At 35.3% G+C, this 18,574-nt stretch carries 17 protein-coding genes; 13 read left to right on the top strand and 4 right to left on the bottom strand.

The window, feature by feature from the left end; all coding sequences use genetic code 11:
- The first annotated feature begins 163 nt into the window (after nt 1–163).
- The 6 genes from IAE52_RS03065 to recA all read left to right on the top strand — a co-directional run bounded on the left by IAE52_RS03065 (nt 164) and on the right by recA (nt 8,935).
- A complete protein-coding gene (locus IAE52_RS03065) occupies nt 164–1,735 on the top strand; it encodes a peptide chain release factor 3 (RefSeq protein WP_015425810.1) in 1,572 nt (523 codons plus the stop codon).
- Nucleotides 1,736–1,997: 262 nt separating this feature from the next.
- Entirely contained in the window at nt 1,998–3,641 is a 1,644-nt protein-coding gene (locus IAE52_RS03060; RefSeq protein ID WP_033900449.1) for a DEAD/DEAH box helicase, read from the top strand.
- A gap of 363 nt (nt 3,642–4,004) precedes the next feature.
- Nucleotides 4,005–4,916, top strand: a complete 912-nt coding sequence (era, locus tag IAE52_RS03055; protein WP_003131632.1) for a GTPase Era — start codon at nt 4,005–4,007, stop codon at nt 4,914–4,916.
- 96 nt (nt 4,917–5,012) lie between these two features.
- Nucleotides 5,013–6,605: an asparagine synthase B gene (gene asnB / locus IAE52_RS03050; RefSeq protein WP_033900451.1), complete on the top strand. Its 1,593-nt coding sequence runs from the start codon at nt 5,013–5,015 to the stop codon at nt 6,603–6,605.
- Between the two features lie 194 nt (nt 6,606–6,799).
- Nucleotides 6,800–7,618, top strand: a complete 819-nt coding sequence (mutM, locus tag IAE52_RS03045; RefSeq protein ID WP_109990647.1) for a DNA-formamidopyrimidine glycosylase — start codon at nt 6,800–6,802, stop codon at nt 7,616–7,618.
- Nucleotides 7,619–7,771: 153 nt separating this feature from the next.
- Entirely contained in the window at nt 7,772–8,935 is a 1,164-nt protein-coding gene (recA, locus tag IAE52_RS03040; RefSeq protein WP_033900453.1) for a recombinase RecA, read from the top strand.
- Between the two features lie 12 nt (nt 8,936–8,947).
- Here recA and IAE52_RS03035 read toward each other — a convergent pair whose 3' ends face one another.
- Nucleotides 8,948–10,321, bottom strand: coding sequence for an amino acid permease (locus tag IAE52_RS03035; RefSeq protein WP_003131627.1), 1,374 nt, complete (start codon nt 10,319–10,321; stop codon nt 8,948–8,950).
- Between the two features lie 68 nt (nt 10,322–10,389).
- Complete coding sequence (locus IAE52_RS03030; RefSeq protein WP_012897204.1) at nt 10,390–11,769, bottom strand: amino acid permease; 1,380 nt, start codon at nt 11,767–11,769, stop codon at nt 10,390–10,392.
- A gap of 146 nt (nt 11,770–11,915) precedes the next feature.
- On the opposite strand from IAE52_RS03030, the gene IAE52_RS03025 reads away from it, so the two are divergent.
- From IAE52_RS03025 to IAE52_RS03015, 3 genes are all read left to right on the top strand, one after another.
- Complete coding sequence (locus IAE52_RS03025) at nt 11,916–12,296, top strand: YlbF family regulator (protein ID WP_010905299.1); 381 nt, start codon at nt 11,916–11,918, stop codon at nt 12,294–12,296.
- A complete protein-coding gene (locus IAE52_RS03020) occupies nt 12,283–12,597 on the top strand; it encodes a YlbG family protein (protein ID WP_003131624.1) in 315 nt (104 codons plus the stop codon). The genes IAE52_RS03025 and IAE52_RS03020 overlap by 14 nt, the downstream gene beginning before the upstream one ends.
- A 230-nt stretch (nt 12,598–12,827) precedes the next feature.
- Nucleotides 12,828–13,346, top strand: coding sequence for a hypothetical protein (locus IAE52_RS03015; RefSeq protein ID WP_003131623.1), 519 nt, complete (start codon nt 12,828–12,830; stop codon nt 13,344–13,346).
- A gap of 64 nt (nt 13,347–13,410) precedes the next feature.
- On the opposite strand, the gene IAE52_RS03010 is transcribed toward IAE52_RS03015, so the two are convergent.
- On the bottom strand, nt 13,411–14,004 hold the full coding sequence (locus IAE52_RS03010) for a CYTH domain-containing protein (protein ID WP_010905301.1): 594 nt from the start codon (nt 14,002–14,004) through the stop codon (nt 13,411–13,413).
- 216 nt (nt 14,005–14,220) lie between these two features.
- On the opposite strand from IAE52_RS03010, the gene IAE52_RS03005 reads away from it, so the two are divergent.
- The 4 genes from IAE52_RS03005 (at nt 14,221) to IAE52_RS02990 (ending at nt 17,554) form a co-directional block, all read left to right on the top strand.
- Nucleotides 14,221–15,027, top strand: coding sequence for a DUF817 domain-containing protein (locus IAE52_RS03005; RefSeq protein WP_023163745.1), 807 nt, complete (start codon nt 14,221–14,223; stop codon nt 15,025–15,027).
- A 187-nt stretch (nt 15,028–15,214) separates the two neighbouring features.
- Nucleotides 15,215–15,874: a GTP pyrophosphokinase family protein gene (locus tag IAE52_RS03000; protein WP_025016557.1), complete on the top strand. Its 660-nt coding sequence runs from the start codon at nt 15,215–15,217 to the stop codon at nt 15,872–15,874.
- Nucleotides 15,861–16,673 (top strand): NAD kinase, encoded by an 813-nt coding sequence (locus tag IAE52_RS02995; protein ID WP_003131619.1) that lies wholly within the window; start codon nt 15,861–15,863, stop codon nt 16,671–16,673. Before IAE52_RS03000 ends, IAE52_RS02995 begins: the two co-directional genes overlap by 14 nt.
- Entirely contained in the window at nt 16,673–17,554 is an 882-nt protein-coding gene (locus IAE52_RS02990; RefSeq protein WP_017864117.1) for an RluA family pseudouridine synthase, read from the top strand. Before IAE52_RS02995 ends, IAE52_RS02990 begins: the two co-directional genes overlap by 1 nt.
- 41 nt (nt 17,555–17,595) lie before the next feature.
- Here the strand turns inward: IAE52_RS02990 and IAE52_RS02985 are convergent, their stop codons facing one another.
- Nucleotides 17,596–18,426: a peptidylprolyl isomerase gene (locus IAE52_RS02985; RefSeq protein ID WP_003131617.1), complete on the bottom strand. Its 831-nt coding sequence runs from the start codon at nt 18,424–18,426 to the stop codon at nt 17,596–17,598.
- Nucleotides 18,427–18,574 lie beyond the last annotated feature (148 nt).

Here is an 18,574-nt window from a genome sequence, read left to right as displayed (position 1 = left end):
GAATTAATTTTTTAACTCTTTAGTTTGTTGGTAAGATTTATAAAAATCAACTATAAAATCAGGGCAAATTTTGATATAATTAAAAGAACTATTTTTTTGAGGCTTAACCAATGTAAAATAAATTAAAAATATAAATGAATAATTAAAGAAAAAGAGAGTATAAATGACTTTACAAGAAGAAATAAAAAAACGCCGGACTTTTGCCATCATCAGTCACCCGGATGCTGGTAAAACGACGATTACTGAACAATTGTTGAAATTTGGTGGAGCCATTCGGGAAGCGGGGACTGTAAAAGCTCGTAAAACTGGTAATTTTGCTAAGTCAGACTGGATGGATATTGAAAAAGAACGTGGAATTTCTGTAACAAGTTCTGTTATGCAGTTTGATTATGCAGGCAAACGTGTTAATATTTTGGACACGCCTGGGCACGAAGATTTCTCAGAAGATACTTACCGAACATTGATGGCAGTTGATGCTGCGGTCATGGTTATTGACAGTGCTAAAGGGATTGAAGCACAAACGAAAAAACTTTTCCAAGTTGTAAAACGCAGAGGGATTCCGGTTTTCACTTTCATTAATAAACTTGACCGTGATGGACGTGAACCGCTTGATTTACTTTCTGAATTGGAAGAAATTCTTGGAATTGCTAGTGTACCAATGAATTGGCCAATCGGAATGGGGAAAAATTTCCAAGGTCTTTATGATTTTACGCATGGTCGTGTGGAAGTTTATCAACCTGAGGATGGCAAACGTTTTGTTGAATTTGATGAAAATGGGGAAGTGCCGGCTAGTCATCCTTTGACAAAAAATCCATTCTTTACTCAAGCTTTAGAAGATGCTGAATTACTTTTGGATGCAGGGAATCAATTTTCTGAGGAAGAAGTTGTTGCAGGGCAATTGACACCAGTTTTCTTTGGTTCGGCTTTAACTAGTTTTGGGGTAGAAACTTTCCTTGAAACATTTTTAGAATATGCCCCAGAGCCTCATTCACACAAAACGGTGGACGAAGAAGAAATTGAACCTTTAAATCCTGATTTTTCTGGTTTCATTTTCAAAATCCAAGCAAATATGGACCCACGTCACCGTGACCGAATTGCTTTTGTTCGGATTGTATCTGGTGAATTTGAACGAGGAATGGATGTTAATCTTGTTCGGACGGGTAAGAAAGTGAAACTCTCAAATGTCACACAATTTATGGCTGAATCGCGAGAAAATGTTGAGAATGCTGTAGCTGGTGATATTATTGGGGTTTATGATACTGGAACTTATCAGGTTGGGGATACATTAACCACAGGTAAATTGAAAAAATCTTTTGAACCATTGCCAACATTTACCCCTGAGCTCTTTATGCGTGTCCAAGCGAAAAATGTGATGAAACAAAAATCTTTCCAAAAAGGAATTGACCAATTGGTACAAGAAGGAGCCATTCAGCTCTACAAATCTTATACAACTGGTGATATTATGCTTGGTGCGGTTGGGCAACTTCAATTTGAAGTCTTTAAAGACCGGATGGAGCGTGAATATAATTCTGAAACAATCATGACACCCATGGGGACAAAAACGGTTCGTTGGATTAAAGAAGAAGATTTAGATGAAAAAATGTCTAGTTCACGTAATATTTTGGCACGAGATCGTTTTGACCATCCTTTATTCTTGTTTGAAAATGAATTTGCCATGCGTTGGTTTAAAGATAAATATCCAGATGTTGAATTAATGGAACAATTTTCAGTATAAAATTACTGACAGATATTTTATATAGTAGAAAAGCTTATATTCTTTAAAAAATATCATAAAAATTTACTGACAGCTTTGTCAGTATATTTTTTATGAAAATATTTTAAAAAAGTAAAGGGCGTAAGCATTTTCAGTCAAAAAATTATGCTATAATAGATAAGTTACGTCAGGCGAGTCACATAAATTTCGCCTGTAGCAAGGGTTTCGTACCCTGTAATAAAAAGTTTGGCGTGGGAACACGCAGTAGAAATATAGGTAAAAAATGAAATTTAGTGAACTCGGCCTGTCAGAAGGAATCGTAAATACACTTACAGAGATTGGTTATGAACAACCAACACCAATCCAAGAACAAACAATTAAACTTGCACTTGAAGGGCGTGACGTTCTAGGTCAAGCGCAAACAGGAACTGGTAAAACAGCAGCATTTGGTCTTCCAACAATTGAAAAAATTGATGCTTCTAATCCAGCTATTCAAGCACTCGTTATTGCTCCAACCCGCGAACTTGCGGTTCAAGGACAAGAAGAACTTTTCCGTTTTGGTAAATCAAAAGGGCTTAAAGTTCGTACTGTTTTTGGTGGTTCAAGTATTGAAAAACAAATTAAAGGTCTTAAAGCTGGTGCACATATTGTTGTGGGAACACCAGGACGTTTGGTTGACTTGATTAAACGTAAAGCAATTAAATTGGATCAACTTGAAACTTTGATTCTTGATGAAGCTGATGAAATGTTGAACATGGGATTCTTGGAAGACATTCATTTCATCATTGAAAAAACACCAGAAGCTCGTCAAACATTGCTTTTCTCAGCAACAATGCCAAATGACATCAAAAAAATTGGTGTGAAATTCATGAAGAATCCTGAACACATCAAAATTGCAGCCAAAGAAATGACTGCTGACCGTATTGATCAATATTTTATAAAAACAAAAGAATTTGAAAAATTTGATGTTTTGACTCGTTTGCTTGATGTTGAACGTCCAGAACTTGCAATTGTTTTTGGTCGTACAAAACGTCGTGTTGATGAATTGATTCGTGGTCTTAAATTGCGCGGTTACCGTGCTGAAGGAATGCACGGAGATTTGGACCAAAATAAACGTTTGGCTGTTTTGCGTGATTTCAAAGCAGGACATATTGACGTTTTGGTTGCAACTGACGTTGCTGCTCGTGGACTCGACGTGTCAGGAGTTACTCACGTTTATAACTACGACATTACTCAAGACCAAGAAAGCTATGTTCACCGTATCGGTCGTACCGGCCGTGCTGGTAAATCAGGTCGTTCAGTAACATTTGTTTCATACAATGAAATGGGTTATCTTCGTGCCATTGAAAATATGACTAAAAAGCCAATGAAAGGCTTGAAACCACCTACAAAAGAAGAAGCTTACCAAGCGTCACTCTCAGTAGCTATGGATGATGTGCTTCGTGATTTGTCTGATGATTCAGCTAAAGCAAAATTGGCTAAATTTGATAAACAAGCAGCGAGCCTACTTGAAAAATTTGATGCTAAAGAATTGGTTGCTTTACTTCTTCAAGGTCGCGTAAAAGACCCTGATAATCAAGAAGAAGTTAAGATTACAGCTGAACGTCCATTGCCATATAATGGTGAAGGAAAAGGCTTCAAGAAAAAAGGTAAAGGTGGCGGCGGACGCTACAAAGGTCGTGGAAATGGCGACCGTGATGGCAACCGTGGCGGTTACCGTGGAAATCGTGATGGTAAAGATGGCGAACGCGGTGGAGATCGCAAACGCAACTGGAAAGACCGTGATGATAACCGTGGCGGTTACCGTGGAAAACGTGATGACCGTCGTTTTGACGATCGTAAACAAGGAGAAAAAACTCCTCGTAAACGTACCACAGGAACTGAAAAATCAGCTGGCTTCGTAATGCGTAGCCGTGGTGACAAATAAAAATAATCAAGAAATTTCGGTAAATAGAGGAATCATCAATTAGCTGATGATTTTTTCTTTTGTCAGCTGTCAGTAATTTTATTGTTTGAAAGTTAAACAATAAATCTGTCAGTAGTTTTTGAATACAAGATTATTCTGTCAGTAAATTTGCACTGAACATAATTGGATTTAACAAGCTGACGGAGATGACAAATGATTTTTAAAAACTCTGTCGCTTTCCGTCAGTTTAAAGCGATTGCTTAATGAGCTTTAAATCGGTGAATAAAGAATTTGTCAGCTTTACTGATGATTCTGTCAGTAATTTTCACAATCATTTTTTAGAATTTTACTTAAAAAGGACTGATTTTATGCTATAATAGCGCTATGACAAATAACAAATTTAAATCAGGATTTGTGGCGATTTTAGGTCGTCCAAATGTTGGAAAATCAACATTTATGAACCACGTGATGGGACAAAAAATTGCCATCATGTCAGATAAACCTCAAACAACAAGAAATAAAATTCAAGGAATTTATACTACAGAAAATGAACAAATTGTTTTCATTGATACGCCAGGTATTCACAAACCACACAATGCTTTAGGCGATTTCATGGTTCAATCTGCTTATTCGACTTTACGTGAATGTGATGTCGTTTTGTTCATGGTTGCGGCTGATGAACCACGTTCAACCGGTGAAAATATGATTATTGAGCGCTTGAAAAAGGCAGAAGTTCCTGTCATTTTGGTCGTCAATAAAATTGATAAAATTCATCCTGACCGTCTTTTTGAAATTGTAGCCGATTATACTTCACAAATGGAGTTTTCTGAAGTGGTTCCAATCTCAGCTAAACAAGGGAATAATACAGAAAGATTAATTGATACGCTCTCTGAAAAATTGGACGAGGGTCCTCAATATTTCCCAGAAGATCAAATCACTGACCATCCTGAGCGTTTTCTTGTTTCAGAAATGATTCGTGAAAAAATCTTATTATTAACTCGGGAAGAAGTTCCACATTCAATCGCAGTCACTACTGACCAAATGACTCGAGATGAAGAAACTGGAAAGATTCATATCATGGCAACAATTATTGTTGAACGCAAGAGCCAAAAAGGGATTATTCTTGGTAAAGGCGGCGATATGATTCGTAAAATCGGAAAAATGGCTCGTCGAGATATTGAAATTATGCTTGGGGATAAAGTTTATCTTGAAACTTGGGTCAAAATCAAAAATGACTGGCGCGACCGAAAAATGGATTTAGCTGACTTTGGCTACAATCGTGATGATTATATGTAATGAAAATAGCGAATTATCGCTATTTTTGTTTTATTATGAAATTTCCAGACAATTGTGATATAATATTGAAAATTATAATTATTATTGGGGGAAATTATGTGCGGTTTTTTATTTATGGAAACATCTGATTTAACGATAGAAGAGTTTAAAAGTAATTTGGAATTGATTGAGCATCGAGGACCAGATGACCAACAGCATGTTCGTGATACTTTGGGAAATGATTTTGGTTTTTGCCGACTTTCAATCATGGATTTATCAGACTTGGGACGTCAACCCTTTGGTTTAAATGGCAAAAGAGTTATGTGTAATGGTGAAATCTATAACTTTTTAAGTCTCCGTAAGTTCTTGGAAACAAAAGGTTATAAATTTACTGGTGATTCTGACTGTGAGGTTCTTTTACCACTTTTTGAAACTACTGGAATCGAAACAATGGTAAAAATGCTTGATGCTGAATTTGCTTTTGTCTTGGTTGATGAAAACACTGCTGAAATTTTTGCCGCTCGTGACCCATTTGGGATTCGTCCACTTTTTTATGGTTATAATAAAGTAACTGGCAAAATTTCGTTTTCATCCGAAGCCAAAGCACTAATTTCAACATGTAATGATGTGACACCATTTCCTCCAGGTTACTACTATGCCAATGGTGAATTTCATGTTTTTAATGACATTGCTGAGGTTTCAACAATTGTTGAAGAACCTTTGGCTGAAATTTCAGGACATATTCGTCGCAAATTGGAACGTGCAGTCAAAAAACGTCTTCATGCAGATGCTCCAATGGGCTATCTCTTGTCAGGTGGTTTAGATTCATCATTGGTTTGTGCGATTGCAGCTAAGGAATTAGAAAGTCCAATCAAAACCTTTGCAATTGGAATGGAGACCGATCCGATTGATTTGAAATATGCTCGTGAAGTGGCAGATTTCTTACGAACTGACCATACCGAAATTCTGATGACAAAAGAAGATGTACTTTCAGCAGTCCGTGAAGTGATTTGGCACTTAGAAACATGGGATATCACAACTATTCGGGCTTCTATTGGCATGTATTTAATCTGCAAATATATTCACGAGAATACAGAACTGAAAGTTTTGATGACTGGTGAAGTTTCTGATGAAATGTTTGGTTATAAATATACTGACTTTGCTCCATCAGCGGGTGCCTTTCAAAAAGAAGCTCAAAAACGAGTGCATGAACTTTATATGTATGACGTCCTGCGGGCTGACCGCTGTTTAGCGGCTCATTCTCTTGAAGCGCGTGTTCCTTTTGCTGATTTGGATTTTGCGGCCTATGTCATGTCTATTAATCCCAGCAGAAAATTGAATACTTATGGCAAAGGGAAATATCTCTTGCGTCATGCTTTTGAAGGAACTGAACTATTGCCAGATGAGATTTTATTCAGAGAAAAAGCTGCTTTTTCTGACGCTGTTGGTCACTCAATGGTTGACTATTTAAAAGAATTTGCTGACGAAAAATATTCTGATGAAGACTTAGCAAAGGCCAGTGAAAAGTATCCAAAACATACACCATTTACCAAAGAATCATTGATGTATCGTGAGATTTTTGAAGAATTTTATCCAGGATATGAAGATTGGATTCTTGATTTTTGGATGCCAAATCGCGATTGGGTTGGGGCAGAAGTTACTGACCCATCAGCTCGCGTCTTATCAAATTATGGTGCTTCTGGAAAATAAATTTTGAAATCTTTATCATAAAAAAATGAATGAGAAATGTTAAAATAGTCACTGATGAAACTTATCTAATGATAAATTGTCAGTGATTTTTTTATATTTAAATTTAATTAAGAATACAAAAGAAAGTTGTCAGTAAAAAATGAATTAAAATTTACTGACAGACTTGTTAGTAAATTTTTTGATGTGAGGGAAAAATGCCAGAGTTACCAGAAGTTGAAACAGTGAGAAGAGAGCTTGAAAAAAGAATTGTTGGACAAAAAATTGTATCTATAGAAGCCACTTATCCAAGAATGGTTTTAACTGGTTTTGAGCAATTGAAAAAAGAATTGACAGGAAAAACCATTCATGGCATTTCACGTCGCGGAAAATATTTAATTTTTGAAATTGGCGAGAAAGATCGTTTGATTTCTCATCTGCGGATGGAAGGAAAATATCGACTTGCAAGTCTCAATGTTCCAATGGAAAAACATGACCATTTAGCCCTTAAATTTACTGACGAACAATTAATTTATGCTGACGTAAGAAAATTTGGAACTTGGGAATTGATTTCTACTGACCAAGTCCTTCCATATTTTTTGAAGAAAAACATTGGTCCGGAGCCAACTTATGAAACTTTTGATGAACAGATTTTCCGAGAAAAATTGCAGAAATCGACAAAGAAAATTAAACCTTTTCTACTTGAACAAACATTAGTGGCTGGACTTGGAAATATTTACGTTGACGAAGTGCTCTGGCTAGCAAAGATTCATCCAGAAAAAGTGGCAAATCAACTGACAGAAAGTTCTATTCGTCTTTTACATGATTCTATCATTGAAATTTTGCAAAAAGCAATTAAATTAGGCGGCTCAAGCATCAGAACTTATAGTGCTTTAGGTTCAACAGGAAAAATGCAGGACGAATTACGAGTGTATGGAAAAACAGGGGAAAAATGTGTGCGTTGTGGCAATGAAATTCAAAAAATAAAAGTGGCTGGTCGGGGGACCCACTTTTGCCCATTCTGTCAGCAAAAATAATGACTTGATTTTTACTGACAGCTTTTAAAAATTAATTTAAAAAACTCAGTGACAAAGTTAATAAAAAAACGTATAGATAGAATATAGGGGCTTATAAAAAATCCTGAAAAATGCTATAATTAAACAATAAATAAAGAATAACGGAGATAAAATTTGGCAACAAAGAAAAAAACAAATTTTGATGATATTACCAAAAAATATGGCGCTGAACGTGACAAAGCTTTGGCAGATGCACTTGCTCTGATTGAAAAAGACTTTGGGAAAGGTTCACTTATGCGTCTTGGCGAAGCAGCCAACCAGAAAGTGTCAGTAGTAAGTTCAGGCTCACTTGCACTTGATATTGCGCTTGGTGCAGGTGGATATCCTAAAGGACGTATCGTTGAAATCTACGGACCAGAATCTTCTGGTAAAACAACAGTCGCTCTTCATGCCGTTGCAGCGGTTCAAAAAGAAGGTGGAATTGCAGCCTTTATCGATGCTGAAAATGCGCTTGACCCAGAATATGCAAAAGCGCTCGGTGTCAATATCGATGAACTTTTACTTTCACAACCAGACTATGGTGAACAAGGGCTTCAAATTGCTGAAAAATTGATTACATCTGGTGCAGTTGACTTAGTTGTTATTGACTCAGTTGCAGCTTTGGTACCTAAAGCCGAAATTGACGGTGAAATTGGAGACAGTTCAGTTGGGCTTCAAGCTCGTATGATGTCACAAGCCATGCGTAAACTTGCAGGACATATTAATAAAACAAAAACAACAGCTATTTTCATCAACCAATTGCGTGAAAAAGTTGGGGTTATGTTTGGTTCGCCAGAAACAACACCTGGTGGTCGTGCATTGAAATTCTACGCTTCTGTACGTCTTGATGTACGTGGTTCAACAAAAATCGAAGAAGGTTCTGGAGATAACAAGACCCAAATCGGTAAAATCACAAAAATCAAAGTCGTTAAAAACAAAGTGGCTCCACCATTCAAGGTTGCTCTCGTAGATATCATGTTTGGTGAAGGGATTTCAAGAACCGGTGAACTTTTAAACATTGCTGTTGATGAAGGAATCATCAAAAAATCAGGCGCTTGGTTTGCTTACAATGACGAAAAAATTGGTCAAGGAGCAGAAAAAGCGAAGAACTATCTCAAAGAACATCAAGAAATCTTTGATGAAATTGACCATAAAGTTCGTGCCGCACACGGTCTTCTTGATGAAGCAGAAGTAGCAGAAACTACAGAAGATACTTCAACAAAATCTAAGGCAACTAAAGCTAAAAAAGAAGAAAAAGTAGTCGAAACTGAAGAAATTGAACTCGAACTTGAAGATTAAAAAAACAGCTGATTATTCAGCTGTTTTTATTTTTTTAAAGAAAGTAAATAGTCCAAAAATAAGAACCCAAATCACAGAACCAATAGCCGGAACAATTGTATCTTTAAAGCAGAATAGTGAAATAAAGATTAAGACAAATCCAGCAATGGCTAATGGAATAAAGATGTGGGCTGCAGGTAAAACAAACCCTTTAGGATCAAAATCGCTTGATTTCCGATATTTAAGATAAGTAATTAAGGTCATCAGATAAACCACTAGAAAAAGATTGGTTGCGACACTGGTAATAAAGACAAAAGAATTAGAAATCGCAGGAATCATCGAGATGAATGGAGTAAATAGAATTAATAATGAGGTGAAAAGTAAAGCATTTACTGGTACACCAGCTTTTGAAAATTTAGTAAATGGTTTAAGTATTTTATCATTATTGAGTTTTGATAAAGAATAAAGATTACGAGTGATTGAAAAGAGGGCAGAGTTTAAAGCCGAAGCAGCAGAAGTTAGTACGACAAAGTTCACTAAAGCCGCTGCCCACTTAATTCCAATGAGTTGGAAAATGGTAACAAATGGTGATTTATCAGCCGGAATATCGCGCCATTGGTAGATACTCATAATTGCCAACAGTGCCCCAACATAAAAGAGGACAATCCGAATTGGAATTTGGTTAATCGCTTTTTTCAAAGTTGGTCTAGGATTATCTGTTTCTGCTGCAGTCATTCCGATGAATTCCATCGAAACAAAAGCAAACATGACCATCTGGAAGCTTTCAAAGAAATTAGAAAGCCCATTTGGGAAGAACTCGAAGCCTTTGGTGATATTAGTTACACTAACAGTATCAGTTCCTGTATGATAATGACTAAAAATGAGGATTATTGCCGTTAAAATCAAACCAATAATCGCCACAATTTTAATCATCCCAAACCAAAATTCGGTTTCTCCAAAAAATTTTGGATTTAAAGTATTCAATAAAGTTAGAAGAACTAATACAAAGACTTCTGTCATCCAAATTGGTAAATCCGGCAACCAAAAATTAATATAAGTCCCAATAGCAATTAGCTCAGCCATAGCTACAAAAACAACAACCAGTAAATAAGACCACTGAATAAAGTAACCAGGTTTTTCACCGAGATAACGTGAAACAAAATTTAAAAAGGAATGTTGATTGGGATCTTGGTAAAGCATCTCCCCGATAGCTCTTAGGAGAATATACATAAGCGCACCGATTATTAAATAAACAAAAATAATTGATGGGCCGGTGAGGTGAATCGATTTTCCGGCACCGAGGAATAGTCCTGTACCAATTGTTCCAGCAATGGCAATAAGTTGAATATGCCTATTTTTTAAACCACGTTGTGAGGGCTTATTTTCTTCATTTTGATTTGTATTCATAATATTATATTATACGCTTTTTCATTTAGTTTTTCAGAAGTCACTCTGTCTAGGAAAAGATGACTCGCTTAGATTTTTTTATAGTGCGAGTAGAGTCCAAAGAAAATTGTCCAGACAATTGCTCCCAAGGCCGGATAAAAGGTATCAGCATTGAAAAACAAAGAAGCAAAGACAATTGCAAAGATAGCTACGATAAAGGGAACGGTAATTTGAGGTTTTGGTGTCAAGAAACCTTTAGGATTGTAATCTTCAGATTTGCGATATTGCCAATAAGTGTAGAGGGTAATAAAGTAAACCACTAAAAATAAATTAGTCGTACAAGAGGCTGCAAAATCGAAAGCATTTTTTATCTGAGGAATAAGAGTCAGGACAGGAGCCAAAAGCGAGAGAGCAGTTGCCATATAAAGGGCATTGATAGGAATTCCCGCCTTAGAAAGTTTTGTAAAAGGAGTTAATCTTCCTTTGTCATGCTGTTGAGCAAGTGAGTACATATTTCGTGTTGCTGAAAATAATGAACTATTAAGCGCTGAAGCAGCAGAAGTCAGGACAACAAAGTTAATGAGCGCCGCTGCCCATTTGATTCCAATAAGTTGAAAAACCATAACAAATGGAGATTTATCAGCCGGAATATAGTGCCAGTTGAAAATAGCCATAATAGCCAAAAGTGCTCCAACATAGAAAAGTAAAATACGTACTGGAATTTGATTAATTGCTTTTGGTAAACTCTTTTTAGGATTAACTGTTTCTGCCGCAGTCATTCCAATAAATTCCATAGAAGTAAAGGCAAACATAACCATTTGTAAGGCACCAACAAAGTTCCAAGCACCATGTGGGAAGAGTTGAAAGCCATCAAAAATGTTGTTTAGTGAAGCAGAGTCATGAACGGTTTTTCCGCTTAAAACAGTGCTATAGTGAAAATTACCAGCTACTAAAATAATCGCAGTGACAATCATTCCAATGATTGCTGCTACTTTAATCATCGCAAACCAAAATTCAGTTTCACCAAAAAAGCGAGAATTTAAAGTATTAAGTCCAAAAAGAAGAGCTAGCATGACAATTTCAATCAACCAAAGTGGAACCTGAGGAAGCCAAAATTGAATATAAGTTCCGATTGCTGTCAATTCAGAGATACAAACAAAAACAATAACTAACCAATAAGACCACTGAGTGAAGTAACCTGTCCTGACGCCTGAATATTTTGTGACAAAATTTAAAAATGAATGCTGACTAGGGTCGTTGTAAAGCATTTCTCCGATTGTTCTTAAGAAAAAGAACATCGCAATCCCAATAAGAATATAAGCAAAGATAACGCTTGGACCAGTCATTTGAATGGTTTTCCCAGCTCCTAGAAAAAGTCCGGTACCAATCGTTCCAGCAATAGCAATAAGTTGAATATGTCGGTTCTGTAAGCCCCGTTGAGCTTCATGTTTCTCTTGAAGATTTTCCAAAAGTTTTCCTCCCTTAAATTATCAGATAATTCCAATAATGTGTTAATTATTATACCAAATTAATAAATTTGTATCAAGAGTCATATTCTTTTTTGCTAAAAATAACAGTAAAGTGTATCATTTGATATTTATGATATAATAAAAATATGTTAATAATCGACCAAAATCTATTGGAAATAGATAATTTGTTGGAAAAGATAATGGACGAGTTTTTGAAATTTCCAGAAGTTGAAGCTTATCAGAAAGCTAAAGCTGATTTTATGGCAGATGAAAATTTACAAAGTCAGCTTAAAACTTTACAGGATAATTCTGAATATATCGCTTTTCGCCCAGAGCTAAGAGCGCTTCAGCATGAAATAAATTTGAATGAGAAGGTTTATGCCTTTCGTTTGGCAGAAAATGACCTTCAACAAATTTTGACAGCTTTGACTAAGAAAATTACAAATAGTATTTCGGAACAGATTTATGTTGATGAGAATTTACCGTTGAAAGGAGGGCAACATGGACGACATCATGGAAAGCATTGAGAAAAAAGAAATTCGCCCCCTTTTTATAAAGGAGCGAATTGCAGTTTATGTTTATTGCTATTCATATAAAGGAACAAGACAATTAAGTAAATTTGGAGATGTGGTTTATACAAGCCAAAAATCAAATTATAGTTTACTCTATGTCAATAATGAAAATCTTTCAGATCTATTGAGTAAATTAAAAGATTTGAAATTTGTTAAAAAGGTACGTGTGGGTCATATTAAAGAACTTGACCAAAACTTTTCTGAAGCTTTTGCTCAAACTAATCTTGCCGTTAAAGAGGAAATTGAGCGCTTGTAAGTAAGGGAATAAAAGTGAGCTCACGTGTCAATAATGTAATTGGTATTGTGTATTATTTGAGTGAGCAGACTTTTTTTGTTAATATAGTAAAAAAAAGAGAGGAGACTTGGTAGAGTAATACTGCTTCATTAGATGAAGTTTGGAATTTGGAAAAAAGTTGTATTCTATAGATTCTGATTATCACTTCTTCTCAACCATGAAACGATACCCAAAACCAAGGAAGAAAAACTATGTTGGAGACTCATTATTACTTCACTCCCATTTTAGACCATTTAGAACCATTTGATCATAATGATTGGCATTTATATCCGATTGTCACTTTACCTGCGGCTAAGCAACTACGGGATGCAGAAGATTTGCCTAAAAATATTGTTTCGTTAAATGCTTGTTATGACCGTTTGCGAAAAGTATCACTTGATTATCTAACTGTAAATCTTTACGGACGAAAACAAGGAAGAGCTTTTCTCTTATTGTTGCAGGATGTTTTAGAAGAAACGACGATTTTAGATTATACAGTTCAAGTTCGTCAGCAGATTTTGAAAGAAATCGGCGTGTCTACTCTGAATTTTATGGAATATCGTTCTTTTGCTAAAAGACATCTCGCTTTAATGTTAAAAGATTTTAGAAAAAATGATTTTCAAGCCTCTCCAGCAAGTCTGATTATGACTAATGAGGAATGTTTGAAAATTGAAGATTGTCCTCATGCCCTCTTACAACAATACTTAGAACAAATTGAAAAAACTGCCTGATGCTTGTCAGACATTTTTTTTATAAAAAAATACTGACAGGATTCTGTCAGTAAAATTTTAAAAATTATTTTCGTAAATGTCTTAAACAGTCTAAAAAACGAACAACTTTGGATTTTGAAAAACGATATTCAACTCGATTTTTATCTAAAAAGTCAAAAAAGTCTTTTTTCCCTTGTTTGCTGTCATCTACTTCAAGCTCAAGCTCATAATCAGTATGCCCTAGATAATCATTCTTGTCTAATGCAGCAAGCCCAATTGGAAGATGTTGCTCATAACGAATCGTCGTCAAACTTCCAATTAAAGTGATTTCCTCAAGATTAATATCTCGTGCAGTTAGTAACTCACAGATTTCACTTAAATCAGTCTCTCCACAGACAATATTTCGCTCGCCAAGGAGTTGTTGAGCTTCTTCAAGACTGAGATCAATATTATATTCAATATTTCCAACTTCTTGCGGAACTTTTAAAGTCATTTCTGCGGACTTATCAAAAGTTCTAATACGCAAAGCCAATTTTTTCTTGCGTAATTTAAAATCTTTTGAATCTAAGTAGTGGTTAGTTTGCCTAACAGGGGTTACGTGAGTAAAGAGTTTTTTGAGCTGGTCATACTCAGCCAGCGACAATAGCGACTTATACTCAATCTCCAAATTCGTACTCATTAATTAATTTTTAAGATAATTTTCTAAAGAAAATATCTTTCCTTTCAGTTGGGTTAAACGATATATTAATTAAAAGTATATCAAAAGGCTGACTATAAGTAAAGTTGCGCCCTAAGTTGAAGAGGGAGAAAAGCTTGCTCAAAGCAGAGAAACAAAGGGAAGTTTTAAAAATGAAGGAGACTAGAAAAGGATTGAAAATATGATAGAATTAAGGCTATGGAAAAAGTAGAAGAGAAATATCATTTAAAAGATTTTTGGGATTTTGGTTTGAAACAATTTCGGTCAGCAATTTTTGGAATTACCATTATTCTGTCATTAATTGTGACTACCTTCATCAAAATTCCACATCTTGCACGTTATGACACTTTATTGATTTGTGTCATCGTCATTCAAATGATACTTTTGGTCAGCAAATATGAGCGAGCTTATGATTTAATTCCAATCATGGTCTTCCATGTTTTGGGAATGATTTTAGAAATATTTAAAGTAAAGCATGGGAGTTGGTCCTATCCAGATGCCGGCTTATTTAAAATTATGGATGTTCCCTTATACAGTGCTTTTATGTACTCGGCAATTGGCTCATATATTGTTCGGGCAATAAAAGAGTTTGATTTAGAAGCAATCAATTGGCCGCATTGGTTGATGTCCATTGGTATTTCTGTTCTTATTTATCTCAACTTTTTTAGTGGAACCTTTGGCTTTGATTTCAGAAATATCTTTTATCTCTTTATTTTAATGATTTTCTGGAAAACTAAATTTACTTTTGTATTGCGGACAAAACGTTATCAAATGCCGGCAATTTTGAGTTTCTTTTTAATCGGTCTCTTTATTTATTTTGCAGAGAATATTGGTTCTTATTTTAGTGCTTGGACTTATTCTTATCAGTTAAAAGCTTGGCAATTTGTTGATTTAGGTAAAATCTCTTCATGGACTTTATTGATTATCGTTTCAATCATTATTGTTATTGAACTACAGAGATATTTTTCAAAAAAGATAAAAGTAAAAAATATAATTAAGAACTAAAAAGGGCAAAATGATTGCTCTTTTTTTATTGAAATTTAAAGCATTTAAGTAGCAATAATGTGAATAAAGCAAACTTATGTTAAAATATTAGATGTGATTCTAATAAATATAGAAGTCAGAAATCGTTTAAGATTTAAATACTCAAAAAAGGAGTATGTGAGAGCAATTGCTTTTGCAAAGTGAAAAAATGTTTAATTGGGAAGAATTCTTGGACCCTTATATCCAAACAGTTGGTGAGTTAAAAATAAAATTTCGGGGCGTTCGTAAGCAATATTTGAAGAAAGGACTTTATTCTCCGATTGAATTTGTTACGGGGCGAGTGAAACGTCGAGAATCAATCAGAAATAAGGCCAAACTTCGTGGTTACACACGAGAAAACTTAGCTGAAATGGAAGATATTGCTGGTGTTCGAGTGATGGTCCAATTTGTTGATGATGTTTGGGATGTATTGGAGCTTTTACGTAAACGCAAAGATTTTAAAATTATTGAAGAACGTGATTATATTAATAACCAAAAAGCTTCTGGTTACCGTTCTTATCATGTAATTGTTGAATATCCAATTGATACAATTGATGGTTTCCAAATTGTCAATGCTGAAATTCAAATTAGAACTTTAGCCATGAATTTTTGGGCAACGATTGAACACTCCCTTAATTACAAGTACGGGGGCTTGATTCCTGAGGATGTCAAGGCAAGATTGACTAATGCAGCGCGTGAAGCTGCTCAACTTGATTTGGAAATGGGCGAAATCCGTGAGGATATTCAAGAAGCACAGTTACTTTTTGATAGTCCTCAGCAAAAACAAGACTTTAAAAAAGAAAATGGTGAAGAAAATGAACTTTGGTAAAAAAGTCTGGCTTATTGGAAATTCGAGTGAAAAATCCAAAAAAACGCTCAATAAATTGAGCAAGATTTTGAAAGCTGAACATTTCGTTTTTGATGATATTAATCCTGAAATTGTGATTTCAGTTGGAGGAGATGGGACGCTTCTAAGAGCAATGCACATGTACGAATATCAGCTAGATCGTGTGCGATTTTTGGGTGTTCATACGGGGCATTTGGGCTTTTATACTGATTTTACTGACGAAGATTTGTTTGAAGTCGTAGAGGCTCTTTATGATGAAAATCCAGCTCAAGCGATTCACTATCCACTCATTCGTGTTCAAGTTAGTTTTACTGACGGATATCAAATTGTACGACATGTTCTCAATGAAGCAACGATTCGACGTGCAAGTAAAACGATGGTTGGGGATGTTAGAATTTCTGATTATCTTTTTGAACGTTTTCGTGGGGACGGCTTGTCAATTTCAACTCCAACAGGTTCAACGGCTTACAATAAATCAATTGGGGGAGCCGTTGTTCATCCGCGGGTAAAAGCAATGCAAGTTGCTGAAATTGCAAGTTTGAACAATGTCGTCTATCGAACATTAGGTTCACCAATGATTGTGGCTGAGAAAGATACAATCACTGTTTGTCCTGCGCCAGAGGATGATTATAGTTTGACTTTTGATCAGTTGACTTTTGAATACAAAAATATTAAATCAATTGAGTTTTCATTGGATGGAACAACGATTTCTTTTGCAAATTGTGCTCACACACCATTTTGGGAACGGGTCAGTAAGTCCTTTATTGGGGAGGTTGAGTAATGCAGTTTGCTTTTAGAAACGAGATTGAAGGAAGCATGGTTAAATCAATGCTAAGCCGTCACGGTATTTCTAGGAGATTACTGACAAAAGTGAAATTTGATGGTGGAAAAATTACAGTTAATGGTCAGGAAAAAAATGCTATTTATCGTCTGGAAAAAGATGATTTGGTTACGGTCACAGTCCCAGATGAGCCAGATAATGAAAAGTTAATTCCCGATGATTTTCCACTCAATGTCCTATTTGAAGATGACCACTATTTAGTGGTTGAAAAGCCAGCAGGCAAGCCATCAATTACAGGGTCCTTGCATCCGACTGGGGCCATGTCAAATGCTGTCAAAGGATATATTAGTCAAAAAAATTATGCTAATCAAACGGTGCATATTATCACTAGACTAGACCGTGATACCAGTGGAATCATGTTTTTAGCTAAACATCGTTATGCACATGCTTTAATGAATCAACATAAATTTCGCGACACGATGGAAAAACGCTATTTTGCTATTGTAAATGGCCAAGATTTACCAGATTCTGGTCGAATTGATTTACCAATTGGACGTCGTGATGATTCAATTATTCAAAGGCAAGTTCGCTTTGATGAAAAAGCAAAAGATGCCCTGACTTCTTACGTTGTTGCTGAGCGAAAAAATGATTTAGCCCTTCTTGATATTATTTTGCATACAGGCAGAACTCACCAAATTCGTGTTCATTTTTCTCATTTGGGTTATCCTTTAATTGGTGATGATTTATACGGTGGAAATCATGATTTGATTTCACGTCAAGCCCTTCACTGTCACCATTTACAGTTCTTAAATCCTTTTACTGACGAAATGGTTCATGTTGAATTAGACATGCCAGAAGATATGAAAAACTTATTGAAATAAAAAAGTTACTGACAGATTTTCTGTCAGTAACTTTTTATTTATTAAAATTTCCAGTTTTTAAGAATTTTAACAGATTTAATTTTTACAGGGTCAACAGGAGATGAAGCTTCGCCAGAACCACTTGATGTAACCTCGGCTTTAGCGATTTTATCAACGACATCCATTCCTGAAATAACTTGACCAAAGACAGTGTAACTTCCGTCTAAACTTGGGTATCCCCCTTTTTTATAAGCATCAATTATTTTTTGAGGATATTTAGTCTTGTCTTGAATTTGACTGGTCATATCTTGGGAATTTTGCACAATGAAAAATTGTGAACTGCTAGAGCTTGCTTGGCCAGTATTTGCTAAAGCAAGTGCGCCGCGGATATTATACAGTTGATTAGAAATTTCAGTATCAAATGTTTTCCCACCAAAAATTGAAGCAGTACCAGTTCCTTGATTAGAAGGGTCACCAGATTGAATCATGAAATCTTTGATGACACGGAAGAATTCATTGTTTTTGTAGTAACCATTTTTGGCAAGAACAAGGAAATTTTGAACCGCATTAGGGGCCAATTTAGGGAAAAGTTTAATATTGATATTTCCAGCAGTCGTTTTAATTTCGACCTCAGCTTCATCCTCAGCAACAGTTGTAGAAAGTTGTGGCAAAGTCAAATCATTAAGGGCAGTTGTAGAATTTTTTACTGCATCATGTAATTTATAATTTGTTGGATAATCAACTTTTTGACTTGAAGAAGTGCTTGTACTACTTGCTGTATTATCAGTTGTTTTTGGACGATTTGCAAAGAAAACAAGGAGTCCAACGACAATAACTAAGACAATCCCAAAGATTGTAAAAAGAATTGTATTATTTTTTTTATTCGTATTCATAGGAATATTTTAACATAAAAATGAGTAATTATAAATTTTTATCAAATTAATTCTTGCAATTTCTAAAAAAAAGGTATAGAATATAGAAAAATCACGAAAGGAGAATCACGAAATGAATAACTTCTCATTACGCCATCATCATTTGCAT

This window comes from Lactococcus sp. S47, from assembly GCF_016517475.1.
GTDB classification, from domain to species: Bacteria; Bacillota; Bacilli; order Lactobacillales; family Streptococcaceae; genus Lactococcus; species Lactococcus lactis.
Note: the sequence above shows the minus strand (reverse complement) of the source record. Positions and strands in the feature narration are given on the sequence as shown.